The following is a 25,749-nucleotide window of genomic DNA, read 5'->3' as shown; positions in this document are numbered from 1 at the left end:
GCTCACCGGATGTCGCAGCTCACCGGGCGCCTCGGGTCACCGACCGCGTCAGGTCACAAGCCCGTGGCGGTACGCGTAGACGACGGCCTGTACGCGATCGCGGAGCCCGAGCTTGGCGAGGACGCGCGACACGAACGTCTTCACGGTCTCCTGGCTGATCACGAGGGTCGCAGCGATCTCGCTGTTGGAGAGGCCGTCAGCGATGAGACGCAGGACCTCCAGTTCGCGCGGGGTCAGCGGAATGTCGTCCGTGCTGCCCTCGGCGGGCCGGATCCGGGCGGCGTACATGCCCACCAGCCGGCGCGTCACCTCCGGGGCCAGCAGTGCCGCGCCCGTGGCCACGGTCCTGATCCCGTTCAGCAGCCGGTCCGGCGGCGCGTCCTTGAGCAGGAACCCGCTCGCTCCGGCGCGCAGCGCCTCGTATACGTACTTGTCCAGGTTGAACGTGGTCACCACGAGCACCTTCACCGGATGCGGAACCCCGGCACCGGCCAGCCGGCGGGTGGCCTCGATGCCGTCGAGCACCGGCATGCGCACGTCCATCACGACGACGTCGGGGCGCAGCCGGGCGGCGAGTTCGACCGCGGCCTGCCCGTCCCCGCACTCCCCCGCCACCTCCAGGTCGGGCTGAGCGTCGACGATCGTCACGAGGCCGGTGCGGACCAGCATCTGGTCGTCGCAGATCAGGACCCGTACCGGCGCGGTCACGACGGGTTCCCGGCCGGTATGCGGGCCCGTACGAGGAAGCCGCCGCCGCTCCCCCGGCCCGCGCTGAAGTCGCCGCCCAGGACCTCGACCCGCTCCCCGAGACCGGCGAGGCCCCGCCCGCCACCGCCGGGCGACCCGCGCCGCGATCCTTCCCCCGAGCCGGAACCGGAGTCCGAGCCGGAACCGGAACCCGAGCCGGGCCCGGGGCCGTCCGTGCCGACCTCCACCGTGATCTCCCGTTCGCCGTGGTGCACATGGACCGACGTACGGCTGCCGTGCGCGTGCTTGAGGGCGTTGGTCAGTGCCTCCTGTAGGACCCGGTAGGCGACGAGGTCGGCGCTTCCTGCGGACTCCGCGGGCGTGCCCTCCTCGGTGAACTCGACCGGCTGCCCGGCCCGCCGGGTCTGCTCGACGAGCGCGCTCAGCCTGCCGGCCGGTGGCGTCCTTGCCTCGCTGTCGCCATCACCGTCGCCGTCGCCGTCGTGGCCGGGGTCGAGCAGGTCGAGCAGGTTCCGCAGGTCGGTGATGGCCTGGCGGCCGGTGTCGGTGACTGCGGTCAGGGCCGTGTCGAGGCGGTCGGGTGCGCCGGTGAGATACCGCGCGGCCTCGGCCTGCACGACCATCGCCGTCACGTGGTGGGTTACGACGTCGTGCAACTCGCGGGCGATACGGGTGCGTTCCGCGGCGCGGGTGTCCTCCGCAACGCGGCGGCGGCGCTCGGCCTCGGCGGCACGCGTGGAGCGCAGCCAGGCCCCGCCGCCCCAGGCGAGGGCCAGCGCCAGGTAGAAGGTCACGAACTCTTCCACCGGTTCGCCCGAGCCGAGCCGGAAGAGCGTGACCGCCAGCGGCACGTAGGCGGCGGAGAAGAGGAGGGCGGTGGCCCGCCTGTGCCGTTCCAGGTGAGCGCCGGCGCTCAGCAGCGCGACGGGCAGCGCGGCGCCCGCGACCGAGTGGTAGCCGCCGAGCTGGTCGGCGGCGAAGCCGAGCGAGACGAGGGCGAGACAGACGACGGGCCGACGCCGGCGCATGGCGAGCGGAAGGCACTGGAGGGCGACGGCCGCGAGGGCCGCCGTGTCGAAGGGGCGGGCGGGGACGCCGCCGAGCTGCGTCCCGTGGCTCTGGAACGCCGGCAGGAACGACAGGGCGAGGAAGAGCAGTCCCAGCGGGAGGTCCCGGAGCGTGACGTCCGACCGCCGCCACAGTTCCGGGACCCGCCGAAGTTCGGTCACCGGGGGATTGTAGTGGGCGCGTCGGCCCGGTCGGCCGGGCGCCGGCGGGGCAGCAGCCGGCCGCGACGGTGTGCCAGCCGCAGGAACACGGCCGTCGCCAGCACGCCGAACAGCACCGAGTACACGCTTCCCTCAGGCCCGAAGTCGCCGCCGGTGATCAGGACGGGCCCGGAGGTCGAGGCGTCCAGCAGTCCCTGCGGGGTGCCGTTGCCGGAGACCTCGGTGCTGAAGATGGCGGAGGCGGCGAAGTTCCAGCCGAAGTGCAGTCCGATGGGGAGCCACAGGCTGCGGGTGGCGGCGTACGCGGCGGCGAGCATGGCCCCGGCCTCGATCGCGATGGCGACGGCGCCCCACAGGTCGGCGTGCGGATTGAACAGGTGCACCATGCCGAACAGCACGCCTGTCAGCGTCAAAGCGATCCATGTGCCGGTGCGTTCCTCGATGATCCGGAACAGGACGCCGCGGAAGATCAGTTCCTCCGTCGCCGCGGCGGCGGCCATGAAGCCGATCAGCCCCACCGCGCCCGTCGCCGATCCCGCTCCCTTGACCTCGTAGCTCCCGAGGAAGGCGAGGTTCGCGATGACGGCGCCGAATATCGCGGCGCCCGTCAGCAGCCCACGGCCGGCCGCGGACACCGCGCCCTCGCGGGCCAGTTCGGTGACCGGGCGCTGCTCGGTCCGCCGCACCACCTTCCTGTACACGGCCACCGAGAGCACCGCGGTCAGTGTGCCGAGGACGAGCGTCAGCCACGGGTTTCCCTGCACCGCGGCCACGGACCGGCCGCCGATGAAGGCGACCGCCGCCACGGCCGCGAGCTGCCAGACCAGTCTCATGAGTGCTCCTTCGCCTGATCCGCGGCCCGGACGGCCGCGGCTGTGCCCACACGCTAGGGAGCCGGCGGCCCGGAATCGTCACCTCGGAGTGGACACCTGCGCGTAGCTCGCACGGGGGACAGGCCGGGGGCGACCAGCATGATGGCCGCCCTGTGGCACCGGTCGGCAGCGGTGGTGCCGGCTGCCGGCGCGGGCCGCCTGCGACTGGTGCCAGGCGGCGGGGGCCGGTTGCCGGACGGCAAGGGTCAGTTGACGGCGGTCAGTTGACGGCGATCAGGGAAGCGCGGGCGGCCGGGACGCAGAGGAGGCCGTCACCGGAGTCCGGCACCCGGCCGCGCCCGGCTGCACCCCGCTGCGCCAGGCTCGTTTCAACTCGCCCGGGCCAGCTGCCGGGACTGGGTGACCAGCCGTCCTGCGCTGTCCCAGATCTCGACGTCCTCCTCCAGGAAGCCCCCGGCGAGATTGACGGTGGTGACGGAGATCCGCAGCGGTCCCGGAGCCGGGCGGGCGCGCACGTGCACGGTCAGCTCGACGGTCGGCACCCAGCCGCTGAGGCCCAGCTCGAAGGCGGTGGGCGGCAGCGCGTCCACGGCCATCAGCAGCGAGAGGGGATCCGCGTCGCGGCCGTCGGCCAGGCCGAACCAGGCGCGCATCTCACCGCGTCCGCTGGGCGCCCCGACCGCCCAGCCGCACGTCGCGGGGTCGAGCCGCAGATCGAGGCGCTTGCCCATCTCCGGGCCCGCGTCCGGCCCCGCCGGGTTGTCCTTAGTGCTGAAGCACCGCTCACGGGGCGGCATGGCGGGCGGCTCGGCGCTCGTACGGACGTCGCCTTCGACGGTGTCCAGATCCCCGTACGAGGCGAGGACGCGGATACGCTCGGTCTCCTGGCCGTCCGCGCCGGTCTGGAGGAGGCTCGCCGAGCCGGTGGACAGGGTGCGCCCGGTGCGCACGGTCTCGCTGCGGATGACGGCTGGACCGTGGGTGGTGGCCGAGAGGTAGTGGGCCGTGATCGTGAAGGGGTCTGGGTGCGGCAGCGTCTCGCCGAGGGCGCGGGCGACGGTCGCCAGGAGATAGCCCCCGTTGAGGGCGTGGCCGATCGCCCAGCCCGGGGAGAGGCAGGCGTCGTGGACACCGGGCCGGCGCAGCCGTACGGAGGTGTCGCGGTCGAACTCGCTGAGGGTGGCTTCGGAGATGGTTCCGGACATGTGAGCACCGTACACGGAGAAGTTACCCACGGGTAGTCACGTCACGGGCGGCGCCCGTCCCGGGCGCTCCGACCGGGCTCCCCCCGGCCCCGATCCGGCCCTGATCCGGTCCCGATCCGGCCCCGGCAGCCCGGCCCCAAGAGGCCCGGCTCACGTGCTGCCCGGCTCCGGATCCTCCACCGTGGAGCGCCGGTGCCACGCACGCGGTGCGCGCCACCCGAAGCGCAGCGCCAGCAGCCGCACGACGAACGCCAGGGTCGCGGCCAGCAGCATCGTCACGGCGTTGAGGGTCCCCGAGCCCAGCAGCAGGGCCGTCACGCTGGCGCCCACGATCGCGGGCACGGCATAGAGGTCCCGGTCCCAGCGCAGCAGCGAGGGGACCTCGTTGGCGAGCACGTCGCGCAGCACACCGCCGCCCGCCGCGGTGGCGAGGCCGAGGACGGCGGAGGCGGACAGGCCGAGCCCGTATTCATGGGCTTTCACGGTGCCGGCGACGCAGAAGAGCCCGAGGCCGGCGGCGTCGAAGACGTTGATCGCCTTGTTGATCCGCTCCACGTGCGGATGCAGAAAGAAGACGAAAACGGTCGCGATCAGCGGTGCGTGGAAGTAGCCGAGGTCCGTGAAAGCAGCGGGCGGCACGGCGCCGATCACCACGTCCCGGAAGAGCCCGCCGCCGAGCCCGGTCACCTCGGCCAGTACGGCCATGCCGAAGACGTCGAAGTTCTTCCGCACGGCGAGCAGGGCGCCGGATATCGCGAAGACGAAGATCCCGGCGATGTCCAGCCAGTGCTGCACGTCCGGGTCGAGCAGTTGCTGATTCACGCGGCCCATTCTTCCCCCGGCTCCGGGGGCCGCCGCACCCCCACGACCTGGGGCGATGATGCTTCGCCATGAATACGGACAAAGCACCACGGGAGCGTGCCCATATGTGTTCCGGCGAGCACGGGGCGTCGATACGGAAGGCGCCCCGTGTGAGGCGGCGCATAAGACCCACGTCACATATGAACCCGTTTAGTAGCGGGACCGCACCACCTTTCCTCTTGCCACGGCATAAGGCAGCCCTCAACTCCGGCAATCCGCTCAATACCGGCATATCAATCCGTAGCCGCTTAGTACGTCACATATTTGGGCCCGGGTGGCGCCTGCCTTTACCAATGTCAGCGTCGCTTCGCGCCGAAGACCGAACTCGGCGCTCCCGCCGGAATCCGGCTCTCACGCGACGAAGGCAATCGAAAGGTATTCGCTCTTCCATGCGCATTTCCGCTATCAACCGCCTGACCAGGACCCAGAAGTCCGCCGCCGTCGGCCTCGCGGCCGCCGCAGGAGCGGTCGCCCTGACCGCCGGCGCAGCGCCCGGTGCCCACGCGGACGCCCAGGACCGCGGCCCGGCCAAGCCGGTTGCCGGACACTCGGTGAACGTCGCCGGCCACCCCTCGACGAAGGCGGCCAATCTGGCCACGGGTGCGGGCGACCACGCCACCGACAACACGCGCAGCCACCTCCCGGCCAAGCCGCTGGTCAAGGGTGAGCAGACCAAGCAGGTCTCCGCCGCCAAGCCGGTCTCCACGACCGACAAGGGCGACAAGGCCGAGCAGGCAGAGAAGGCCAAGGAGGCCCGCGGTGACAAGGCCGACCGCAGCGGTCGCAGCAGCCTGAGCGCCGAGCGCGCCACCAAGGGCGACAATCTGGACGGCTGGATCAAGCAGGCCCGCTCCATCATGAAGGAGGAGGGCATCCCCGGCTCGTACCACGGCATCAAGAAGAACATCATGCGCGAGTCGGGCGGTGACCCCAACGCGATGAACGACTGGGACGTCAACGCGCAGAAGGGCACGCCCTCCAAGGGCCTGCTCCAGACCATTCAGCCGACGTTCGACCAGTACCACGTCAAGGGCACCAAGCATGACCTGACCGACCCCGTCGCGAACATCGTGGCCGCCTGCAACTACGCGCAGGACAAGTACGGCTCGATGGACAACGTGAACTCCGCGTACTGATCCGGCGCGGGGGATGAGCACCACAACAGGACAGACAGCAGAAGAGACAACAGCGGACAACAGCACAGAACGGCTACGAGAAGGGCGGTCGCGGCTCACGCGGCCGCCCTTCTTCGCGCCTCGGCCCGCGGCCCGGCCCGTTCAGCCCGTCCGTTCGGTCAGCCCGTTCAGCCCGACCGTTCAACCCGTCCGTTCAGCCGGCTCGTTCAGCAGGTCCCCCGCGGCCGTGCTTCAGCTCGCCGCCGGCCTGCTGTCCTCCGGGTGCCGGTCCGGCGCGTTCTCCGGGTGGTGGCAGGCGGCCTCGTGACCGGGCGCCATGGAGACCAGCGGCGGCTCGGCCGTCTTGCAGATCTCCGTCGCCTTCCAGCACCGGGTGTGGAAGCGGCAGCCGCTCGGCGGCTTGATCGGCGAGGGCACGTCGCCCTGGAGCAGGATCCGCTCCCGGCCGCCCTCCGCCCGGCGCCGCGGGTCGGGGACCGGCACGGCGGACAGCAGCGCCCGCGTGTACGGGTGCATGGGCGACTCGTACAGCGACCGCCGGTCGGTCAACTCCACGATCTTCCCCAGGTACATGACCGCGATCCGGTCCGAGACGTGCCGGATCACCGAGAGGTCGTGCGCGATGATCACGTACGTGAGGCCGAGCTCGTCCTGAAGGTCGTCGAGGAGGTTGATGACCTGCGCCTGGATCGACACGTCCAGGGCCGAGACGGGCTCGTCCGCGACGACGAGCTTGGGGCTGAGGGCCAGCGCGCGTGCGATGCCGATGCGCTGCCGCTGGCCGCCGGAGAACTCGTGCGGATAGCGGTTGTAGTGCTCCGGGTTGAGACCGACGGTCCCCAGCAGCCGCTGCACCGCCTTCTTCACGCCGCCCTCGGGCGTGACGCCCTGGAGCTTGAAGGGAGCGCTGACGATCGCGCCGACGGTGTGCCGCGGATTCAGCGACGAGTACGGGTCCTGGAAGATCATCTGGACGTCGCGCCGCAGCGGGCGCATCCCGCTCACGCCGAGGTGCGTGATGTCCCGGCCCTCGAACTCGACGGTGCCCGCGCTCGGTTCGAGCAGCCGCGTGATCAGCCGTCCCATTGTGGACTTGCCGCAGCCGGACTCGCCCACGACGCCGAGGGTCTCCCCCGCCCGCACGTCGAAGTCGATGCCGTCGACGGCTTTGACCGCGCCGACCTGCCGCTTGAGGATCCCCTTGGTGATCGGGAAGTGCTTCTTCAGGCCCGAGACCCGCAGCAGCGACTCGCCGGGCTCCGGGTCGGCCTTCGTCTGCACGGTGCCGGCGGCCGTCTCGGCCCCGGCGGCAGCGCCGGCGCCGTTCGCGCGCTGGGACGGGATCGTCATCTGCTCGTCCTCACTCACAGCTTCGGGGCAATCTCTTCGTTCCAGATGCGGTCCCGGTCCGTCTTGTCCATGTGGCAGGCGGAGAGATGGCCGGCGCCCACGTCCCGCAGTTCGGGACGTTCGGTACGTGTGACATTGCCCTTGGGCACATCCGCGTACGGGCAGCGCGGGTTGAAGGCGCAGCCGGCGGGGATGTTGATCAGGCTGGGCGGCGAGCCCTTGACGGGGATGAGCCGTTCGCTCTGGGCGCGGTCGATGCGCGGCATCGAGCCCAGCAGGCCCCAGGTGTAGGGGTGCTGCGGTTCGTAGAAGACGCTCTCGGCGGTGCCGTACTCGACGCAGCGGCCCCCGTACATCACGAGGATGTCGTCCGCGAGCTCGGCGACCACCCCGAGGTCGTGGGTGATGATGATGACCGCGGAACCGAACTCCTTCTGGAGGTCCCTGATCAGGTCGAGGATCTGCGCCTGCACGGTGACGTCGAGCGCGGTCGTCGGCTCGTCGGCGATCAGCAGCTCGGGGTTGTTCACCAGCGACATGGCGATCATGGCGCGCTGCCGCATGCCGCCGGAGAACTCGTGCGGATAGCTGCCGAAGCGCTGGTCGGGCTGTGGAATGCCGACGCGGTCGAGGAGTTCGACGGCGCGCTTCTTGGCGGTCGCCTTGTCGACGTCGTTGTGGACGCGGTACGCCTCGACGATCTGGTGCCCGATGGTGAAGTACGGGTGCAGCGCGGAGAGCGGGTCCTGGAAGATCATCGCCATCTCGCGCCCGCGCAGCCTGCGCACCGAGTCCGGGTCGGCGGAGAGGAGTTCCTTCCCGTCGAGCCAGATCTCACCGGACAGCTGCGCCTTGCGCTTCCCGTACTGCCCGACGGTGTGCAGGCCCATCACGCCCAGCGACGTCACGGACTTGCCCGACCCGGACTCGCCGACGATGCCGAGGGTTTTGCCCTTCTCCAGCTGGAAGGAGAGCCCGTCGACGGACTTCACCAGGCCGTCCTCGGTGGGGAAGTGCACGCGCAGATCGCGCACTTCGAGGAACGAGCGGGCGGGGCGGCCGACGGCGGGCTCGTCGACAGCCGAAGCACCCGTCTTGTGGGATTCCGTCATGCGAGCCTCACTCGGGGATCGATCACGCCGTACAGCAGGTCCACGACGAGGTTCGCCACGACGACCGCGGAAGCGGTGATCAGCGTGACGCCGAGGATCACCGGCAGGTCCTTCTCACCGATGGCCTTCAGCACGGCCTGGCCGAGGCCCGGGAGGCTGAAGGTGGTCTCGGTGAGGATCGCGCCGCCCATCATGGCGCCGAGGTCGACACCGAGGAGGGTGATGACGGGGGTCATCGTGGAGCGCATGGCGTGCTTGCGGATGACTACCGGCTCGCGTACGCCCTTGGCACGGGCGGTACGGATGTAGTCCTCGCCCATCACTTCGAGCATGGTGGCCCGGGTGAGCCGCGCGTACATGGCGCCGAAGAGGAACGCGAGGGTCAGCCAGGGCAGGATCATCCCGCTGAACCACTGCGGGAAACTCTCCTCCATGGGCGTGTACTCGTTGCTGACCAGGTTCAGTCCGTAGGAGAAGACCGCCAGCGACAGCAGACCGGTGAAGTAGATCGGCAGGGAGACCCCGCCGAGGGCGATGCTCATCGCCGCGCGGTCCCAGAAGGTACCGCGGCGCAGCGCGGAGACGACGCCGGCGGAGAGACCGATGACCAGCCAGATGATCGCGGCACCGATCGCGAGGCCCAGGGTGACGGGCAGCCGGTCGGCGAGGATCGTCCACACGGCCTGCTCGGTCTTGAACGAGTAGCCGAAGCACGGCGCCGGGCAGTGGAGGGTGTCGCCGGCGCTGGTGTAGTCACGGCCGACGAGGACGCCTTTGAAGAAGTCGAAGAGCTGGACGAGGATCGGATCGTCCAGGCCGAGCTTCTGCCGGATGCCCTCCAGCGCCTCCGCGTCGGTGTTCTTGCCGGCGAACATCGTGGCGGGGTCGACCCCGGACCACTTCGGGATCAGGAAGAAGATGGCGAACACCGCCAGCATGACGACGATCAGCATCACGATGACGGCGATGAGCCGCCTGATGAGATAAGTGAGCACTGCTTCCGGCCCGGAGGGGCCCGGTGAACACGCCCCGGATCACGGGGAGTTCACCGGGCCCACCACTGCGGCCCTCACCTGCCCTTCGTGACTGGCGGCGGGTGCGCCGACAGGTTCGGACGGGTCACTTGACGCCCAGCAGGGCGTAGTCGTAGCGGCCGCTCCACGCGTCCGCCGTGCCGACGTTGGTCAGCCTGCTGGAGCGCCAGATGATGTTCTTCTCGAACGTGAAGGGCAGGTAGTAAGCGCCCTTCATGACCTCGGCGTTGATGTCGGCGTACTTCTTGGCCGCCTTGTTCTTGTCGAGTTCCGCGATGGCGCCGGCGAACATCTTGTCGATCTTCGGGTCGTCGATCATGGCGTAGTTGTTGTTGCCGTTGGGCAGGATGTACTTGCTGTGCCACAGCGGCATTCCGTAGCCCTGGCCGGACGGGAAGTCCGGGCCCCAGCCCATGATGATGATCCCGTAGTCGTGCTTCTTGACGTAGTCCGGGTTGCCGATGATCCCGGTGGTCTGCGCGCCGTCGTACTCGTCGACCTCGGCGTCGATGCCGATCTTCTTCAGCGACGCCTGCATGGCCTCCGCCGAGGCGATCTCGACCTGCTTGTTGTTGCGGACCGCGATGGTCGTCTTGAAGCCGTTCGGCTTGCCGCACTTCTTCAGCTCGGCCTTGGCCATCTTCTCGTCGGCGGCGCCGTCGTTCTTGGCGATGCCGTACGGGTCGAACTTCAGGTCCGAGCCCGGGACGAGGGCCGGCAGCATGTTGGTGCCGATGTCGCCGCCGGCGAGCGGGCCGCCGCGGGCGTTCTGGATCGACTTGTGGTCCGAGCCGTAGATCATCGCCTTGCGGCAGTGGATGTTGTCGAAGGGCTTCACCGTCTGCGGGAAGACCGCGTAACGGATGTAACCCGTGCTCGGGTTGTCGATGTTGTCCTTGTTCTCCTTGAGGGCCTTCTGCCGGCCCGCCGCCTCCATGCCGGTGGCGTTGATGTCCAGGTCGTAGTCGCCGGCGATGAGGCGCTTGTCCATCTCGTCGGAGTTGGTCAGCAGCGTCAGCGTGATCTTGTCCGGCAGTGCCTTGCGGACGTCGTCCGAGGACTTCTTCCACTCCGGGTTGCGGACGAGCGTGAGCTTCTTGTTCGGCGTGTACGACTGGAACTTGTACGGGCCGTTGGAGAAGGGCTTCAGGCCGTACTTGGACTTGGTGTCCTTGTCCTGCCGCACCGGGGCCGCCGCCGGCATCGCGAGCATCTGCTCGAAGTCGCCGTTCCGCTTGGGCAGATGGAAGACGATCTTGTTGTCGCTGGGCGTCTCGATCGCGTCCAGGCCGAGCTTGTCCTTGGCCTTGTCCTTGTAGGGGCCCTTGTACTTGTCGTCGGGGTCGAGCACGTCCTTGAGGTAGACGGGACCGCCGGACAGCACGTCCTGCGCCCACTGACGCTCGATGCCGTACTTGATGTCCTTGGAGGTGACGGGCTTGCCGTCCTCCCAGGTGATGCCGTCACGCAGCTCGTAGGAGTAGGTCTTGCCGTCGTCCGAGATCTTCGCCTTGGACTTGGCGAGGTCGGGGACGAGGTCCGCGCTCTCCTTGCCGGCGACGGGCTTGCTGGTCATCAGCGTGCGGCTGTAGTAGCGCATGAAGTCCCAGGCGAAGCCGTAGTAGCCGCGCGTGGTGTCCCAGGAGTCGGCGTCCTGGGTGCCGATGAACTTCAGCGTCCCGCCCTTCTTGTCCGACGCGTTGGCCAACTTGCCCTTGGCCGCGTTGAATCCGGGCGCCTTGCCGTCTGCGTCGTCGTCGCTGCCGCCGCCACAGGCGGCGGTGGACAGGAGGGCCGCGACCGCGACGGCCGATGCGGCGATCCTGCGCCTCGATGAGCGTTGGGTTGTCACGATTCGCATCCTCCGTTGTGAGTCACGGCCCGGACGGCTTCGCCGGGCCGGGGTCCAGAACCAGGACGGACCTGGCGATGGGTGGTGTGGGGGGTCGTCGGCGTCATCGGGAACCCTTGGGGTCGAGCGCGTCGCGCACTCCGTCGCCGAAGAGGTTGAAGGAGAGAACGGTGATGAAGATGGCCACACCCGGCACCACCATGTACATCGGGTCCGCCTCGTAGTAGTGGACGGCCTGCGAGAGCATCTGCCCCCAGGACGCCGTCGGCGGCTTGACTCCCACGCCGAGGAAGCTGAGCGCCGCCTCGGTGAGGATGTTGGTGGGGATCATCAGCGTCGTGTAGACGGTGATGGGCGCGATGAGGTTGGGCAGCAGCTCCTTGAAGAGGATGTAGCGCCGCCCCGCACCGAGACTGCGCGCCGCCTCGACGTACTCCCGCTCGCGCAGCGAGAGCGTCTGCCCGCGGACGATGCGGCCGATGTACGGCCAGCCGAAGAAGCCGATCACCAGGATCATCACGGTCAGGCGCACGCCCGTACCCGTGAGCCCGAACATCGAGTTCGGCACGACGGAGATCAGCGAGATGATGAACAGCAGTTGCGGGAAGGCCAGCAGCATGTCCATCACGCGGCTGATCACCGCGTCCAGCCAGCCGCCGAAGTAGCCCGCGAGAGCGCCCAGTACGGTGCCGACCACCACGGCGACCACCGCGGAGAGGAAGCCGACGAGCAGCGAGACGCGCGCGCCGTAGACGATGCGGCTGAAGACGTCGCGTCCGTTGCCCGGTTCGACGCCGAGGAGATGGTCGGGGCCGATGCCGCCGAGCGCGCCCTTCGGCACCTGGAAGAGGGGATCGATCGCGTCCTCGTTGTGCTGGTCCGGCGGATGTCCCAGCAGGCTGACGATGAGCGGCGCGCACACCGCGACCACGATCAGCACGAGTACGACCGCGCCGCCGGCGAGGGCCACCTTGTCGCGCTTGAGGCGGTTCCACGCGATGCGTCCGAGAGAGCGCCCCTCGATGGACTTGCTGTCCTTGCCGTCACCGAGAGCAGGATCGACAGGCGCGGTCTCCGCGGTCGTGTCGTGCAGTGGTGCCGTCATCGTGGGGGAACCCTCTCTCGGCCGGGGGGTGACCAGCCACGTCCGCCGCTGTAGCGGCCAGTTCGCAGGTAATGCGTTCACAGGGCCGAGTGCACTCGACGGTCGGGAGTCTTCATCGGCCCCGCGATCACCCGCCAGTCCCCATCTGGAAAGGATGCCTAACTGTGATGTGACACGTCAGATTCCGTTATACGAACGGGAACCGGCGACTATCGGATCGGCATCAATGCGCGTGGACGACCGCCCACCTGCGGTTCCTTCCGCCACCCTCCCCCGGCCCGGAGCCCGTTGGGAGCCGACCGGCCGGACGGGCGGAAATGCGCGCGGCCGCCCCGCGGATGCGTGCGGCAGTCATGAGCCGAGCGGGAAACCGGGCGGAAACCGACCGGCAATCCGACGGAATCGGGGCGGGGTTCGGACGCGGATCCGACGCGGATTCTGATGCGTATCGGATGCGGATCCGATGCGTACCGGACACGCATCGGACGTGGACCGCACACGCGGGTTCGTACACGGACGGACCGGACGTGGACGGACGCGTGCATGTACGCGGATACGACCGGACGCGTACGTGTACGTGCACGCGGATACGAGTCGCCCCGTACGTCAGGAACGCGGATAGCCGTAGCCGTGCTGCGGCGCGGCCGGTGCCGTCGTCACGTCACGGTCGAAGAACGGCCGCGAGTTGCGCCGCAGCCACATCGCCACCGGGTCGTAGTCGTCGGACATGGCGACGCTGGAGACCGGCAGCCCGTCCGGCACCGCGGCCACGGACTGACGCATCATCTGCTGCGCCGACTCGACCGCCTGCTGCCCCGTGTCGTACAGATCAAGGCCGATCGCGAGATAGCCGGCGCCCAGCGCGGGCTGCACCCAGGCGCGGCGCAACGAGCGCACGGCCGGGGTGCGGTGGGCGTTCTGGCTCAGCTGTGCGTAGAACTGCGCGACGTCCAGGCTCGGTTCGCTGATGCGCAGCGGTCCGGCGGGCAACTGGCCCAGGCCCAGGGCGATGCGCCGCAGATCGAGCCACGGAATGCCGACGCCGCCGCCCGGCGCGTGCGGATTGAGCCAGATCCCCCAGCGCTCCGGGAAGAGCGCGGACGCGATCTCGCGGCCCGTGACGATCTCGTGCGAACGGTCCCAGCCGGAGGCGGCGAGCTCCTGGGCGGAGGTCACGCAGGGCGCATAGCCGTACCCGTCGACCTCCATGTTCCCATACTGCGCGTCGGGCGCTCCCGGGCGGCCGTTCCACAACAGCATCCACACCTCGCCGTCGGTGAGCGCATCGAGCAGCGCCTCATAGGTGTCGTACCTCGCCGGGGACACCTGCCCCAGCAGCTGCTCGACGCCTGCACCCGCGCTCACCTGGCCGCCCTTCCTGCGTAAACGCTCCCGCACCTCGCCGGCCTCCCCCAGGGCCTCCGCCCCGGGTGCCGGCCCCCCGTGGGGGCGCCACCCGGCGAAGCCAGGAGGAGCAGCCAGGGAGCGTACCCCCCGGCCGCGAGGCCGGTGAGGGAGCGGTATCCCACCATGATCCTTACAGGGCCGGCGAACGCGGCCCTCCCCGTCGTCCCCGTCATCCAACCAGCTTACGAGCAGGCACCGACACGGTGCGTCCTGCTGAAGCGCTACGTCCTGGGGCGGAGCGGCGCGGGGCGGCGCCCGGCCCCGGTCGCGGACGGCGGCCGGCCGCGGGTGCCGTCCGGCGCTTCCGGGTGCGGCCCGTCGCGGGCGCCCGGCGGCCCCCGGCGCCGTCAGCGAGTCCCGCGTACAGAGCCGTCAGTCCCGCGTATGGAGCCCGTCAGTCCCGCGTATAGAAGGGCCGCACGCAGTGGCGCATCCAGTCGACGACCGGATCCTGAGCGGCGTCCATCATCACCAGCTGCACCAGCCACTCCACGGGTACGAGACCCAGGGCGCGGGCGAGCGCGTCGTGGACCGCCTGCCGGATCTCCGGGTCGAGCCGGTCCAGCTCGATGCCGACGAAGAGCGCGGGAGCGTCGCCCTCGGAGCTGGCGAGCGCGCGGCGTGCCGTACGCAGCCACGGCAGCGCGGAGAACTCACCGGCCGCCGCGGCGAGGAAGTCGACCGGCTCCTCCTGCCAGTTCGGCTCGAAGAGCCGCACCCGCGCGCCCCGCGCCACTCCCCAAGCCGCCTGCTCGCCGGGGGTGTTGGCGCACAGCTCGGCGACCGCCTCGGGCGGAAGCGGCATGCCCACGGTGCCCTCCGGGTTGACGGCGATGCCGACCTGCGGCGGCAGTCCGCGGGCGAACTCCCGCGCGGGCGCGACCGTGAACGACATATGGGCGCCGACGACGTGCAGGAACTGCTGCTCGGAGCTGAAGACCGGCACGTACACACCGCCGTTCAACTCGACGGTCGGCAGGTCGAGGTCGGGGCTCTGCGGGCCACCGCCCTCGGGCAGCGGGACCCAGAGACTGCTGCGCCCCAGCACCTCCAGCAGCCGGGCGCCCGCGCCGGGCACTTCGAGGGAGGCGGCGAGGGCCTCCTCCAGCTCGTTGCCGGGCCAGCCTCCGCCGTGGCCCGGTCCGTACTGCTGAGGAATGGTCATGGGCCAACCCTAGTGCGGTGGTCACAGGGGGTCGCGGGCGGTCCTGCCGCTGCGGCGGGGCCTCACGCCGGCACGTCCGGAACGATCGGAACGGACGGGGACGAAGGGGAACGGACGGGCCCGCGGCCGGGCGACGACCGGCTCCCGCGACCCACGGCCGCGCGCCCCACCACCCGCGACCCGCGACCCGCGACCCGCGAGGTCGCATCGCATCCGGGAATGCCGGGCCCGGGACCGCTACTCGAAGGCCATCCCGGCGAGCGCCCCGGCGGCGCCGCGGTCGAGGAGCACCACCGACTCGATCCCGGGAGGCAGCCGCCCGGCCTCGGCGTCGGCGATGAGCCGGCGCACGGCTCGGCGGTGACGCGCGAAGGCGTAGCCGGAGACCGTGCGCCCGCGCTCGGCCTGGCTGCGCAGCGCCGTCGCGGGCGGCACGTCGAGCAGGACCAGATGGAGGCCGCGTCCGCGTACGCGCGCGTCGCGGGCGAGCCAGTTGCGCACCCACGCCTGGCTGCCGCAGTCGTGTACGACGACGCTCGCACCGGAGGCGAGGGCGCGCCGCAGCCCCGCGTAGTGCGCGATGCGCACGAGGGGCCGGTAGACGGCGTACGGGAGGCGGCGGGGCAGCGCGGCGGCCCACCCCTCCCGCACGTCCTGCGAGTCGATGCGGCGCACCGCGTCCTCCAGCGCGAGCACGCGGCGGATCAGCGTCGACTTGCCGCTGCCCGGGAGGCCGGAGACGACGACCCGGTCACCGGTGGGGAAGCGCAGGGTGCGCCGGGCGGAGGTGCCGCGCAGGTCCTGCCACGGCGCGGAGCCGCCGTCCGGCGCGGGCACGGCGGCGGGCACGGCGCCAATCGCGGGCACATGAGCGGACGTTGACGCGGCGGGCGTCGACGCGGCGGGCGGTACGGCGACGTGCCCGGTCTTCCGGCCGGGCGCGGCGGACGGTGCCGCGGCCTCAGTGACGGCCCCCGTGACGCCGTCCGTCAGCGTGTCCGTGTCCGCAGTGGCGTCCGCAGCCGTGTCCGCGCCCGCGTCCGCAGTGGCGCCGGCCGCGTCTCTGCGCTGGCCGGAGACCGGAGCCCCCCAGCCCGTCACGGTCGCGTACGCACTGCGCAGGCTGCCCACCTGATCGCCCTCCCCGGATCCTGCCGCCGTCCCGGCGGCTCGCCCCCGAGAGTGTCAAGGAAAGGTAATGCGCAGCAAGGCGGCATCGCTCCCCGGAGGGCTCTCCCGGGTTGAGTGCAGTCGTACGGGCAGTCGTACGGGCAGTCGTACGGGCGGTCGCAGGGGACGTCGTACGGCCGTCGCACGGGCGGGAAACGCACCGTCGACGCCCCTGTCCCGCCATGCCATGATGAGCGGGCCAGTCAACTGGATACCGGCCGTTTGAATCCACGCGGGAGAGTCCCCGGGCGCGCGCAGCGCGCGGCATGCCGGGGCGCCGAAGGAGCAAGTCCTCCCTTGAATCTCTCAGGCACCGATACCGCGCAGGACGAGGCAGATCTGAAAAGCGGGCCGCCACGGGGCGGCTCCACCCACGGTGCAAGCCGCAGCCTCTGCGAGGGGGCTCGTGGCGAACCTCTCAGGTTCCGATGACAGATGGGGAGGACATCCGCGTCACCGAGTCACGGGAGCCTGACATGAGCGACATCCACAGCGGCGCCGCCGACGGCCCGCGCACCACCGCGCTGGACGCCGTACACCGCGCGCTCGGCGCGACGATGACGGACTTCGCCGGCTGGGACATGCCGCTGCGCTACGCCAGCGAGCGGGACGAGCACATCGCCGTACGGACGCGTGCGGGCCTCTTCGACCTCTCCCACATGGGCGAGATCACGGTCACCGGGCCACAGGCGGGCGAGCTGCTGGACTACGCGCTCGTGGGCGAGCTCTCGCGGCTGTCCGCGGGGCGCGCCCGCTACACCATGATCTGCGACGCCTCGGGCGGCATCCTCGACGACCTGATCGTCTACCGCACCGGCGAGGAGACGTACATGGTCGTCGCCAACGCCGCGAACGCGCAGACCGTGCTCGACGCCCTCCGCGAGCGCGGCGCCGGCTTCGGCGCCGCCGAGGTGCGCGACGACCGGGACGCCTACGCGCTGATCGCCGTGCAGGGCCCCGAGGCCGGCGGCATCCTGAAGGGCCTCACGGACGCCGACCTGGACGGGCTGAAGTACTACGCCGGGCTGCCGGGCACCGTCGCCGGGCGCGACGCCCTCATCGCCCGTACGGGATACACCGGCGAGGACGGCTTCGAGCTGTTCGTCTCCCCTGCCGACGCGGTCGCCGTATGGGAGGCGCTCACCGAGGCGGGCACGCCCGCGGGTCTCGTGCCGTGCGGGCTGAGCTGCCGCGACACCCTGCGCCTCGAGGCGGGCATGCCGCTGTACGGGCACGAACTGACCACGCGTACAACGCCGTTCGACGCCGGCATGGGCCGCATCGTGAAGTTCGGGAAGACCGCCAACGACGGCGCGTTCGTCGGGCGTGAGCCGCTGGAGGCGGCTGCGGCACGGGCGGAGACGGCGCCGCCGCGCAAGCTGGTCGGCCTGATCGCGGAGGGCCGCCGCGTGCCGCGCGCGGGATACGCGGTGGTCTCGGCGGCGGACGGTTCGGTGATCGGCGAGGTGACGTCGGGCGCGCCGTCGCCGACGCTCGGCAGGCCGGTCGCCATCGCGTACGTGGAGCCCGAGTTCGCGGGGCCCGGCACCGAGGGCGTCGCCGTGAACATCCGCGGGAAGCACGAGCCGTACGAGGTCGTGGCCCTTCCCTTCTACAAGCGGCAGCGCTGAGTTCGCCGTACGGGCGGCAGCCGGACCGCCCGCGCGCCGCCGCCGGTGCGGGCCCGGTGACGTGCCCGTGACGCGGCCGGTGAGGCGGCCCGTGCGAGGCGCCTGCCGCCCCGGGGTCCGCGTCCCCCGACGTGTCATCCGTCCCACTGACCAAGACCGGTTCCCTCCGTCCCCCTCTCATCCAGGAGAATCCTCACCATGAGCAACCCCCAGCAGCTGCGCTACAGCAAGGAGCACGAGTGGCTGTCGGACGCCGAGGACGGCGTCTCGACGGTCGGGATCACGGCCCACGCCGCCGACGCCCTCGGCGACGTCGTCTTCGTACAGCTCCCCGAGACCGGGGACACGGTCACCGCGGGCGAGCCCTGCGGCGAACTGGAGTCGACCAAGTCGGTCAGCGATCTGTACGCGCCGGTCTCCGGCGAGATCACGGAGATCAACCAGGACGTCGTGGACGATCCGGCGCTGGTCAACTCCGCCCCGTTCGAGGGCGGCTGGCTGTTCAAGGTGCGCGTCTCGGACGAGCCGGACGGCCTGCTGTCCGCCGACGAGTACGCCTCGTTCACCGCGGGGAGCTGACGCCCGGCCGCTCAGGATCCGCACGCCGCACGCCGTACGCCCGACGACCCGCGACCGCTCGCTTACGCGCTCGGACGCACGCCCGCCCGTATGTCCGCCAATGTGCCCGACCGGCCTGCCACCAGGGATGGTTCCATGTCGCTTCTGAACAGCTCTCTCCACGAGGTCGACCCGGACGTCGCCGCCGCCGTCGACGCCGAACTCCACCGCCAGCAGTCCACCCTCGAAATGATCGCGTCGGAGAACTTCGCCCCCGTGGCGTCCCTGGAGGCCCAGGGCTCCGTCCTCACCAACAAGTACGCCGAGGGCTACCCGGGGCGCCGCTACTACGGCGGCTGCGAACACGTAGACGTCATCGAGGACATCGCCCGCGAGCGCATCAAGGCCCTCTTCGGCGCGGACGCCGCGAACGTGCAGCCGCACTCCGGCGCCTCCGCCAACGCCGCGGCCATGTTCGCCCTGCTCAAGCCCGGCGACACGATCATGGGCCTGGACCTGGCCCACGGCGGTCACCTCACGCACGGCATGAAGATCAACTTCTCCGGCAAGCTCTACAACGTCGTCGCCTACCGCGTGGACGAGGAGACCAGCCGGGTCGACATGGACGAGGTCGAGCGGCTCGCACGCGAGCACCGTCCGCAGATGATCATCGCCGGCTGGTCCGCGTACCCCCGGCAGCTCGACTTCGCCGCCTTCCGCCGCATCGCGGACGAGGTCGGCGCCCTGCTCATGGTCGACATGGCGCACTTCGCGGGCCTGGTCGCGGCCGGACTGCACCCGTCCCCCGTGCCGTACGCCGACGTGGTCACCACCACGACGCACAAGACCCTCGGCGGGCCGCGCGGCGGCGTGATCCTCTCCAGGAAGGAGCACGCCAAGAAGATCAACTCCGCGGTCTTCCCCGGCCAGCAGGGCGGCCCGCTGGAGCACGTCATCGCGGCGAAGGCGGTCTCGTTCAAGATCGCGGCGTCGGAGGAGTTCAAGGAGCGCCAGCAGCGCACCGTGGACGGCGCCCGGCTGCTGGCCGAGCGGCTGCTGAAGCAGGACACGGTGGACGCGGGCGTCTCCGTGCTCTCCGGCGGCACGGACGTCCATCTGATCCTCGTCGACCTGCGCGACAGCGACCTGGACGGCCAGCAGGCCGAGGACCGCCTCCACGAGATCGGCATCACGGTCAACCGGAATGCCGTCCCGAACGACCCGCGCCCGCCCATGGTCACCTCCGGGCTGCGCATCGGCACTCCTGCGCTGGCCACCCGCGGCTTCCAGGAGGAGGATTTCCGCGAGGTCGCCGACGTCATCGCCGAGGCGCTGCTCCCCGGTTTCGACGAGGACAAGGCGAAGTCGCTGAGCGCCCGCGTCACCGCGCTCACCGAGAAGCACCCCCTCTACCCCGGCCTGGGCGAGTAGCACGCCCCCTGCCGCCGCGGCGCGGACGCTCCGCGCCGCGGCGGCACGGCCCCGCACGGAAAGGAGGCGCCTGCCATGGCGGTCTCCGTCTTCGACCTCTTCTCCATCGGCATCGGCCCGTCCAGCTCCCACACGGTCGGCCCGATGCGCGCAGCCCGCATGTTCGCCCGCCGCCTGAAGAACGAGGGCGTGCTGGCCCACACCGCGTCCGTACGTGCCGAGCTGTACGGCTCGCTCGGCGCGACCGGCCACGGGCACGGCACCGCGAAGGCCGTGATGCTGGGGCTGGAGGGCGAGTCGCCGCGCACCGTCGACGTCGAGGGCGCCGACGACAGGGTGGAGCGGATCCGTTCCTCGAAGCGGCTGCGGCTGCTGGCCGCGGACATAGGGGACGCCCATGAGATCGGCTTCGACGAGGCGTCCCAGCTGATCCTGCACCGGCGCCGCTCGCTGCCGTACCACGCGAACGGCATGACGCTCCTCGCCCGCGACGCCTCCGGCGCCGCGCTGCTGGAGAAGACGTACTACTCGGTGGGCGGCGGCTTCGTCGTCGACGAGACCGTGCTCGGCGAGGGGGACGAGGCCGGCGCCCGCATCAAGCCCGACGACACCGTGCTGCGGCACTCCTTCCGCACCGGTGACGAACTGCTGCGGCTCACCCGGGAGACCGGGCTGTCCGTCTCCGAGCTGATGCTCCGGAACGAGAAGGCGTGGCGCTCCGAGGAGGAGATCCGCGCCGGGCTGCTGGAGATCTGGGAGGTCATGCGGGCGTGCGTCGCGCGCGGGCTGAGCCGTGAGGGCATCCTGCCGGGCGGCCTGAAGGTGCGCCGCAGGGCGGCTACCGCCGCACGCCAGCTGAGGTCCGAGGGCGACCGCGCGGCTCACGCCACGGAGTGGCTGACGCTCTACGCGATGGCGGTGAACGAGGAGAACGCGGCGGGCGGGCGCGTCGTCACCGCGCCGACCAACGGAGCGGCGGGCATCATCCCGGCGGTGCTGCACTACTACACCGAGTTCGTGCCCGGTGCCGACGAGGACGGCATCGTGCGTTTCCTGCTGGCCGCCGGGGCCGTCGGACTGCTCTTCAAGGAGAACGCCTCGATCTCCGGCGCCGAGGTGGGCTGCCAGGGCGAGGTCGGCTCGGCCTGCTCGATGGCGGCGGGCGGCCTCGCCGAGGTGCTGGGCGGCGGCCCGGAGAAGGTGGAGAACGCCGCGGAGATCGGCATCGAGCACAACCTCGGACTGACCTGCGATCCGATCGGCGGGCTGGTGCAGATCCCGTGCATCGAGCGCAACGGCATGGCGGCCGTGAAGGCCGTGACCGCCGCCCGCATGGCGCTGCGCGGCGACGGCCGGCATCACGTGTCCCTGGACAAGGCGATCAAGACGATGAAGGACACCGGGGCCGACATGAAGGTCAAGTACAAGGAGACGGCCCGCGGCGGCCTCGCGGTCAACGTCATCGAGTGCTGAGCCGGCCGCCTCCTGCCAGGTCGGCCGGGCCCGCGCCGGTCCGGCCCGGGCCCGGCCGTCCGGCTCAGGCGAGGTGATGGACCTCCTGGAGGCCGTGGACCGGGGTGGGGACGCCTTCGTAGCGCGCCTTGAGCTGTAGGGCGAGATACAGCGAATAGTGCCGGGACTGGTGCAGGTTGCCGCCGTGGAACCACAGGCCCGGCTGCTGGGTGGGCTTCCACATGTTGCGCTGCTCGCCTTCCCAAGGGCCGGGGTCCTTGGTGGTGTCGGAGCCGAGTCCCCAGCACTTGCCGACCCGGTCCGCCATCTCCTGGCCGCACAGGTCGGCGACCCAGCCGTTCATGGAGCCGTACCCGGTGGCGTACACGACGAGGTCGGCGTCCAGTTCGGTGCCGTCGGCGAGCACGACACCGGTCCGGGTCAGGCGGTCGACCTGTCCGTGGGCGAGCTTGATGCTGCCGTCGGCCACGAGCTCGGCCGCGCCAACGTCGATGTAGTAACCCGAGCCGCGGCGCAGGTACTTCATGAACAGGCCCGACCCGTCGTCGCCCCAGTCGTGCTCGAAGCCGGCCTCGGCGAGGCGCTCGTAGAAGTCGGCGTCGCGCTCGCGGATCCTGTCGTAGATCGGTGTCTGGAACTCGTGCATGATCCGGTAGGGCAGCGACGCGAAGACCATGTCGGCCTTGTCGGTGGTCATGCCCGCGCGTACGGCGCGTTCGGAATAGAGATCCCCGAGGCCCAGGTCCATCAGCGAGTCCGACTTCACGATGTGCGTCGAGGAACGCTGGACCATCGTCACGTCGGCACCGTGTTCCCACAGCGCCGCGCAGATGTCGTGCGCGGAGTTGTTGGAGCCGATCACGACCGCCTTCTTACCGGCGTACCGGTCCGGGCCCGGGTGCTGCGACGAGTGGTGCTGGTCCCCCTCGAACTCGTCCGCGCCGGGAAACGAGGGCACGTTGGGCTTGCCGGACATGCCGGTGGCGAACACGAGGTGGCGGGGCGTGAGCACGACTTCCTCGCCGTCCCTGTCGACCACGACCGTCCAGGTCCCGGTCGTCTCGTCGTACGCGGCCGAAGTGACCTCCGAACGCGTCCAGTACGGCACGTCCATGACCCGGGTGTACATCTCGAGCCAGTCCGCGATCTTGTCCTTCGGCGCGAACACCGGCCAGTTGTCCGGGAAGGGCAGGTAGGGAAGGTGGTCGTACCAGACGGGGTCGTGCAGGCACAGGCTCTTGTAGCGCTTCCGCCAGGAGTCGCCCGGCCGGTCGTTGCGCTCCACGACCAGGGCCGGCACGCCCAGCTGACGCAACCGGGCGCCGAGTGCGATCCCGCCCTGGCCACCGCCGATGACGACCGTGAACGGCTGCCGGCCGTAACCCAGTTCCTCCTGCTCCAGTTCACGCTCCTCGGACCAGGACAGGCGGTTCTCGACCGCTCCGTGCCGCGTGCCCGTGGGCCGCAGGTCGCCGCGTGGCTCGGGGAAGTCCTTCAGCTCGCGAAGGCTGGTCAGCAGCGTCCACGCGCCCTCGTCCTTGAGCCGCAGATGGCCCGTCGCCCGACCGGCCGCGGTCTCGAACTCGATCCACGCCTCGACGACGCCGTCCGCCTCCGCCGGCGTCTCGGTGGTACGGAAACCGGACGGATCGGTGTTGCCGAGGCATGCCGTGAGCAGGTCCGCGACTCCGGCCCGCCCCTCCACGGTCTTGATGTTCCAGGTGAAGGCCACCAGGTCCCGCCAGTAGCTGTCGACGGCGAACAGCGAGGCTGCGGCCTCCACATCGCGGGCCACGAGTGCGGACTCGAACCGGGCGAGCCAGTCGTCCGCACGCGTCTGAGGGGAACGCTCCTGCTGCGCCGCGTCCATCGTCTGTGTCATCGCGACTCCCTCCGATCGGCGCTCATGCCGTAGTGCCGATCACACGCCGACCGGGGATCCGTCGACAAGGGTTGCATCGAATTGCACGCGCGCACGGCCGTGGTTATTGGCCCGGCCCGCTCCTATCCTGAAGCGGCTGACGCGATGGTGCGGTAGCCCGGAGGTGGTGGTGCGCGTGCGCGGTGCCGTCCCACAGGGCCGGAACCTCCCGACCCATGCCAGGGACCTGGTCCGGATGCATGAGGCGGTCATGTCCGGCACGCCCCCGCCGGTGCGTCCGCGCGACGTCGTCTCCCACTCCTGGTCGCGGATGCTGCAACTCGGCCTGACCGCGGACCGCGTGAACAAGCGCGACTTCTTCTCGGAGGACGAGGTCGCACGCCGGCGTCACGACTCGCCGCTGCGCGACGTCGTCGACCGCATCGCCAAGATGTTCAACGCCTCCTCGGACGCGGCGACCATGATGCTCGTCGTGACCGACGCCGACGGCGCCGTCCTGTGGCGGGCGGGCACTTCCGCCGTCCGCCGCCGGGCCGACGAGCTCGAGTTCACCGAGGGCGCGGACTGGACCGAGGCCAAGGTCGGCACGAACGCGATCGGAACCGCGCTCGCCGAGGCCGCACCCGTCGAACTCCTCGCCGGCGAGCACTTCGAACAGGGCCAGCACGCCTGGTATTGCAGCGCCTCACCGATCCACGACCCGCGCACCGGTGACGTGCTCGGAGTCATCGACGTCAGCGGTCCCGCGCTGGCCCTGCACCCCGCGGTCGGTGTGCTGGTCGAGACGGCGACGCGGCTGGCCCAGGCGGAGTTGTGGCTGTCGCACCAGAAACGGCTGGACGCGCTGAGGCAGCTCGCCGAACCGCTGCTGGCCGGGAGCACGGAACCGTCCATGGTGGTGGACGACGACGGCTGGGTCGCGCACCGCACGGGCGTTGCCGTGGGCGACCGGATCGCCGCGCCGCGGGCCGGGCAGGCGATCGCCGTGCCCGGCCTGGGCACTTGGCTGCCGGAGAAGCTGGCACACGGCTGGCTCGTACGCCCGCTGGGCCGCGCCCGTACCGTGCTGCTCGGCCTCGATCTGTCCAGGACGCCGGTGCTGCGGGCGAGTTCAGGCGACGCCGGCTGGCGCCGGAGCATCACCCGGCGCCACGCCGAGATCCTGCTTCTGCTGCACGCGGCCGGACCGGACGGACTGACCGCGGCCGCGCTGAGCCGGGCCCTGTTCGGCGACCCCGACCACCTCGTCACCGTGCGGGCGGAGGTCAGCCGGCTCCGCCGCCTGCTCGGCGCCGTCGTGGCCACCCGGCCCTACCGGCTCGCCGACGGCGTGCAGCTCTCCGTCCACCCGTCCCGGACGGTGGCGGATCACCTTGCCCGCTCGCGTGGTTGCTGAGCATCCCGCGCGCGGGCGGCGGCAGGGCCGCCGGGGTCCTGCGAGGCCAGGGGCCGACGGATCGGTGAGGCGACGGATCGGTGAGGCGGGTCAGCGGGCCGGGTGCGCGGTCGCCGACGTCGGCGCGGATTCCGTGGATTCCCTGGATTCAGTGGGCCGAGGCGGGTGCGATTCGCCGGCACGCAGCCGTACGGCCGCCACCGCGAGCACGAGCAACGCACCGAGCGCCAGCACGATGTGGCTCAGCAGCTGGACCGCGTGCGTCGCGGGCACGAACGGCCTGGTCTGGAACCCGTGCCAGGCGTAGGTCAGCAGTGCGCCGCCGGCGAGGGCGAGTTGGTGTCCCCGCGTCCAGCCCGTACGGGCCGACCAGCGGGCGACCAGCAGTACGGCGGCGAGCCAGGCGACGAGTACGGCACCGGCGAACACCCACGGCTGGATCGAGGGCCGGCCCCCGTACCACGCGATGACGAAAGCGGAGGTGAGGATCAGCGACTCCGTGCCCAGCAGCAGCGGAGCCGGCACCCGCCCGGCGGCCGACGACCCCGCGGCCGACCGACCGGCGACCGACCGCGACGGCTCGCCGTCCGCCCGCCTCCGGCCGGCCCGACGCCCCAGGAAGACCGCCAGCCCGGTCAGCGCGACCAACACCAGTGCGCTCACCGTCAGTTGGGCGGTCGAGGCGGTGAACCCGCCCTGTGGGCGCGACTGGAAGAAGTTCACGGACACTCCGGCCGCGCAGACGACCGCGACGACCGCGAGGCCGATCCGCCCGAGCCACGGAGTGCCGCGGCGCTCGTGGACGATCGACTCCACCAGCACGATCGGCACCGAGATGCTCCACACGACGTGCAGGGAGAGGACGAACAGCGTGTACGGCAATGCGATGCCGAGCGCCGGTACGTAGCCCCGGTCGAGCAGATGGAGATGCCTGCCGCCCCAGTCGGGGTCGAACAGCGACTGGGTGACGATCGTCTCCTCCAGGATGCTGTACGCCAGCGCCAGGATGAGCATGCTCGGCCAGCCCCACCCGAAGCGGCGGCAGACCTCGCGGATCAGCAGCGCTGCGCCGCCGTACATCGGGGCGAGCACGACGAGCGCGAACAGCGCGGTGACGGGAAGGTCGCCGAGCAGGTACTCCGCCACCAGCGGCGACAGTAAGAACAGCCCGATCGCGGGCAGGATGCGGCGCATGAAGTCCTCCTGGGGAC

At 70.9% G+C, this 25,749-nt stretch carries 21 protein-coding genes and 1 riboswitch; of the genes, 6 read left to right on the top strand and 15 right to left on the bottom strand.

Annotated features, from left to right (window positions below):
• Positions 1–48 precede the first annotated feature (48 nt).
• The 5 genes from HCC61_RS20035 to HCC61_RS20015 form a co-directional block, all read right to left on the bottom strand.
• Complete coding sequence (locus HCC61_RS20035; protein ID WP_169137259.1) at positions 49–708, bottom strand: response regulator transcription factor; 660 nt, start codon at positions 706–708, stop codon at positions 49–51.
• Complete coding sequence (locus tag HCC61_RS20030) at positions 705–1,937, bottom strand: sensor histidine kinase (protein WP_169137257.1); 1,233 nt, start codon at positions 1,935–1,937, stop codon at positions 705–707. The genes HCC61_RS20035 and HCC61_RS20030 overlap by 4 nt, the downstream gene beginning before the upstream one ends.
• Positions 1,934–2,770: a CPBP family intramembrane glutamic endopeptidase gene (locus HCC61_RS20025; RefSeq protein WP_169137255.1), complete on the bottom strand. Its 837-nt coding sequence runs from the start codon at positions 2,768–2,770 to the stop codon at positions 1,934–1,936. The genes HCC61_RS20030 and HCC61_RS20025 overlap by 4 nt, the downstream gene beginning before the upstream one ends.
• 368 nt (positions 2,771–3,138) lie before the next feature.
• Positions 3,139–3,975 carry a thioesterase family protein gene (locus tag HCC61_RS20020; RefSeq protein WP_169137253.1) on the bottom strand — a complete coding sequence of 279 codons (837 nt, stop codon included), beginning with the start codon at positions 3,973–3,975 and terminating at the stop codon, positions 3,139–3,141.
• Positions 3,976–4,125: 150 nt separating this feature from the next.
• On the bottom strand, positions 4,126–4,797 hold the full coding sequence (locus tag HCC61_RS20015) for a trimeric intracellular cation channel family protein (protein ID WP_346777291.1): 672 nt from the start codon (positions 4,795–4,797) through the stop codon (positions 4,126–4,128).
• A 428-nt stretch (positions 4,798–5,225) separates the two neighbouring features.
• Here HCC61_RS20015 and HCC61_RS20010 point away from each other — a divergent pair, with 428 nt between their 5' ends.
• Positions 5,226–5,972 carry a transglycosylase SLT domain-containing protein gene (locus tag HCC61_RS20010; protein WP_169137249.1) on the top strand — a complete coding sequence of 249 codons (747 nt, stop codon included), beginning with the start codon at positions 5,226–5,228 and terminating at the stop codon, positions 5,970–5,972.
• 231 nt (positions 5,973–6,203) lie between these two features.
• Here HCC61_RS20010 and HCC61_RS20005 read toward each other — a convergent pair whose 3' ends face one another.
• From HCC61_RS20005 to HCC61_RS19970, 8 genes are all read right to left on the bottom strand, one after another.
• Positions 6,204–7,322, bottom strand: a complete 1,119-nt coding sequence (locus HCC61_RS20005; protein ID WP_169137247.1) for a dipeptide ABC transporter ATP-binding protein — start codon at positions 7,320–7,322, stop codon at positions 6,204–6,206.
• A gap of 14 nt (positions 7,323–7,336) precedes the next feature.
• Entirely contained in the window at positions 7,337–8,434 is a 1,098-nt protein-coding gene (locus HCC61_RS20000; RefSeq protein WP_169137245.1) for an ABC transporter ATP-binding protein, read from the bottom strand.
• The gene (locus HCC61_RS19995) at positions 8,431–9,429 is read right to left on the bottom strand and encodes an ABC transporter permease (protein ID WP_169137243.1); all 999 of its coding nucleotides are present in this window, start codon (positions 9,427–9,429) and stop codon (positions 8,431–8,433) included. The genes HCC61_RS20000 and HCC61_RS19995 overlap by 4 nt, the downstream gene beginning before the upstream one ends.
• A gap of 124 nt (positions 9,430–9,553) precedes the next feature.
• Positions 9,554–11,320: an ABC transporter substrate-binding protein gene (locus HCC61_RS19990; RefSeq protein ID WP_169137241.1), complete on the bottom strand. Its 1,767-nt coding sequence runs from the start codon at positions 11,318–11,320 to the stop codon at positions 9,554–9,556.
• Between the two features lie 103 nt (positions 11,321–11,423).
• Complete coding sequence (locus HCC61_RS19985) at positions 11,424–12,425, bottom strand: ABC transporter permease (protein ID WP_169137239.1); 1,002 nt, start codon at positions 12,423–12,425, stop codon at positions 11,424–11,426.
• Positions 12,426–13,031: 606 nt separating this feature from the next.
• On the bottom strand, positions 13,032–13,790 hold the full coding sequence (locus HCC61_RS19980; protein WP_169137237.1) for an enhanced serine sensitivity protein SseB C-terminal domain-containing protein: 759 nt from the start codon (positions 13,788–13,790) through the stop codon (positions 13,032–13,034).
• Positions 13,791–14,226: 436 nt separating this feature from the next.
• The gene (locus HCC61_RS19975; RefSeq protein ID WP_169137235.1) at positions 14,227–14,997 is read right to left on the bottom strand and encodes an enhanced serine sensitivity protein SseB; all 771 of its coding nucleotides are present in this window, start codon (positions 14,995–14,997) and stop codon (positions 14,227–14,229) included.
• A gap of 237 nt (positions 14,998–15,234) precedes the next feature.
• Positions 15,235–15,846, bottom strand: a complete 612-nt coding sequence (locus HCC61_RS19970) for an AAA family ATPase (protein WP_346777306.1) — start codon at positions 15,844–15,846, stop codon at positions 15,235–15,237.
• Positions 15,847–16,390: 544 nt separating this feature from the next.
• Positions 16,391–16,499: riboswitch (glycine riboswitch) on the top strand.
• 144 nt (positions 16,500–16,643) lie between these two features.
• Here HCC61_RS19970 and gcvT point away from each other — a divergent pair.
• The 4 genes from gcvT to HCC61_RS19950 all read left to right on the top strand — a co-directional run bounded on the left by gcvT (position 16,644) and on the right by HCC61_RS19950 (position 21,260).
• Entirely contained in the window at positions 16,644–17,798 is a 1,155-nt protein-coding gene (gene gcvT / locus HCC61_RS19965; RefSeq protein ID WP_169137233.1) for a glycine cleavage system aminomethyltransferase GcvT, read from the top strand.
• 198 nt (positions 17,799–17,996) lie between these two features.
• Positions 17,997–18,377: a glycine cleavage system protein GcvH gene (gene gcvH, locus HCC61_RS19960; protein ID WP_169137231.1), complete on the top strand. Its 381-nt coding sequence runs from the start codon at positions 17,997–17,999 to the stop codon at positions 18,375–18,377.
• 135 nt (positions 18,378–18,512) lie between these two features.
• Positions 18,513–19,787 (top strand): serine hydroxymethyltransferase, encoded by a 1,275-nt coding sequence (glyA, locus tag HCC61_RS19955; protein ID WP_169137229.1) that lies wholly within the window; start codon positions 18,513–18,515, stop codon positions 19,785–19,787.
• A gap of 75 nt (positions 19,788–19,862) precedes the next feature.
• Positions 19,863–21,260 carry an L-serine ammonia-lyase gene (locus HCC61_RS19950; RefSeq protein WP_169137227.1) on the top strand — a complete coding sequence of 466 codons (1,398 nt, stop codon included), beginning with the start codon at positions 19,863–19,865 and terminating at the stop codon, positions 21,258–21,260.
• Positions 21,261–21,324: 64 nt separating this feature from the next.
• Here HCC61_RS19950 and HCC61_RS19945 read toward each other — a convergent pair whose 3' ends face one another.
• Positions 21,325–23,142: an NAD(P)/FAD-dependent oxidoreductase gene (locus HCC61_RS19945; RefSeq protein WP_169137225.1), complete on the bottom strand. Its 1,818-nt coding sequence runs from the start codon at positions 23,140–23,142 to the stop codon at positions 21,325–21,327.
• 250 nt (positions 23,143–23,392) lie between these two features.
• Here HCC61_RS19945 and HCC61_RS19940 point away from each other — a divergent pair, with 250 nt between their 5' ends.
• On the top strand, positions 23,393–24,538 hold the full coding sequence (locus HCC61_RS19940) for a GAF domain-containing protein (protein WP_240969133.1): 1,146 nt from the start codon (positions 23,393–23,395) through the stop codon (positions 24,536–24,538).
• A 90-nt stretch (positions 24,539–24,628) separates the two neighbouring features.
• Here HCC61_RS19940 and HCC61_RS19935 read toward each other — a convergent pair whose 3' ends face one another.
• Positions 24,629–25,732 carry a hypothetical protein gene (locus HCC61_RS19935; protein ID WP_169137223.1) on the bottom strand — a complete coding sequence of 368 codons (1,104 nt, stop codon included), beginning with the start codon at positions 25,730–25,732 and terminating at the stop codon, positions 24,629–24,631.
• Positions 25,733–25,749: the final 17 nt, after the last annotated feature.

The sequence above is a fragment of the Streptomyces sp. HNM0575 genome, assembly GCF_012726265.1.
GTDB lineage: Bacteria > Actinomycetota > Actinomycetes > Streptomycetales > Streptomycetaceae > Streptomyces.
The sequence above is the reverse complement of the archived record's forward strand: the minus strand, read 5'-3'. Positions and strand labels throughout refer to the sequence as shown.

Bases quoted from the DNA above. Each gene is read 5' to 3' on its own strand.
- HCC61_RS20010 (WP_169137249.1), top strand. From the start codon at position 5,226: ATGCGCATTTCCGCTATCAACCGCCTGACCAGGACCCAGAAGTCCGCC.
- gcvH (WP_169137231.1), top strand. From the start codon at position 17,997: ATGAGCAACCCCCAGCAGCTGCGCTACAGCAAGGAGCACGAGTGGCTG.
- gcvT (WP_169137233.1), top strand. From the start codon at position 16,644: ATGAGCGACATCCACAGCGGCGCCGCCGACGGCCCGCGCACCACCGCG.
- HCC61_RS19940 (WP_240969133.1), top strand. From the start codon at position 23,393: ATGTCCGGCACGCCCCCGCCGGTGCGTCCGCGCGACGTCGTCTCCCAC.
- HCC61_RS20005 (WP_169137247.1), bottom strand. From the start codon at position 7,322: ATGACGATCCCGTCCCAGCGCGCGAACGGCGCCGGCGCTGCCGCCGGG.
- glyA (WP_169137229.1), top strand. From the start codon at position 18,513: ATGTCGCTTCTGAACAGCTCTCTCCACGAGGTCGACCCGGACGTCGCC.
- HCC61_RS20020 (WP_169137253.1), bottom strand. From the start codon at position 3,975: ATGTCCGGAACCATCTCCGAAGCCACCCTCAGCGAGTTCGACCGCGAC.
- HCC61_RS20025 (WP_169137255.1), bottom strand. From the start codon at position 2,770: ATGAGACTGGTCTGGCAGCTCGCGGCCGTGGCGGCGGTCGCCTTCATC.
- HCC61_RS19945 (WP_169137225.1), bottom strand. From the start codon at position 23,142: ATGACACAGACGATGGACGCGGCGCAGCAGGAGCGTTCCCCTCAGACG.
- HCC61_RS19935 (WP_169137223.1), bottom strand. From the start codon at position 25,732: ATGCGCCGCATCCTGCCCGCGATCGGGCTGTTCTTACTGTCGCCGCTG.
- HCC61_RS19985 (WP_169137239.1), bottom strand. From the start codon at position 12,425: ATGACGGCACCACTGCACGACACGACCGCGGAGACCGCGCCTGTCGAT.
- HCC61_RS19950 (WP_169137227.1), top strand. From the start codon at position 19,863: ATGGCGGTCTCCGTCTTCGACCTCTTCTCCATCGGCATCGGCCCGTCC.
- HCC61_RS19975 (WP_169137235.1), bottom strand. From the start codon at position 14,997: ATGACCATTCCTCAGCAGTACGGACCGGGCCACGGCGGAGGCTGGCCC.
- HCC61_RS20000 (WP_169137245.1), bottom strand. From the start codon at position 8,434: ATGACGGAATCCCACAAGACGGGTGCTTCGGCTGTCGACGAGCCCGCC.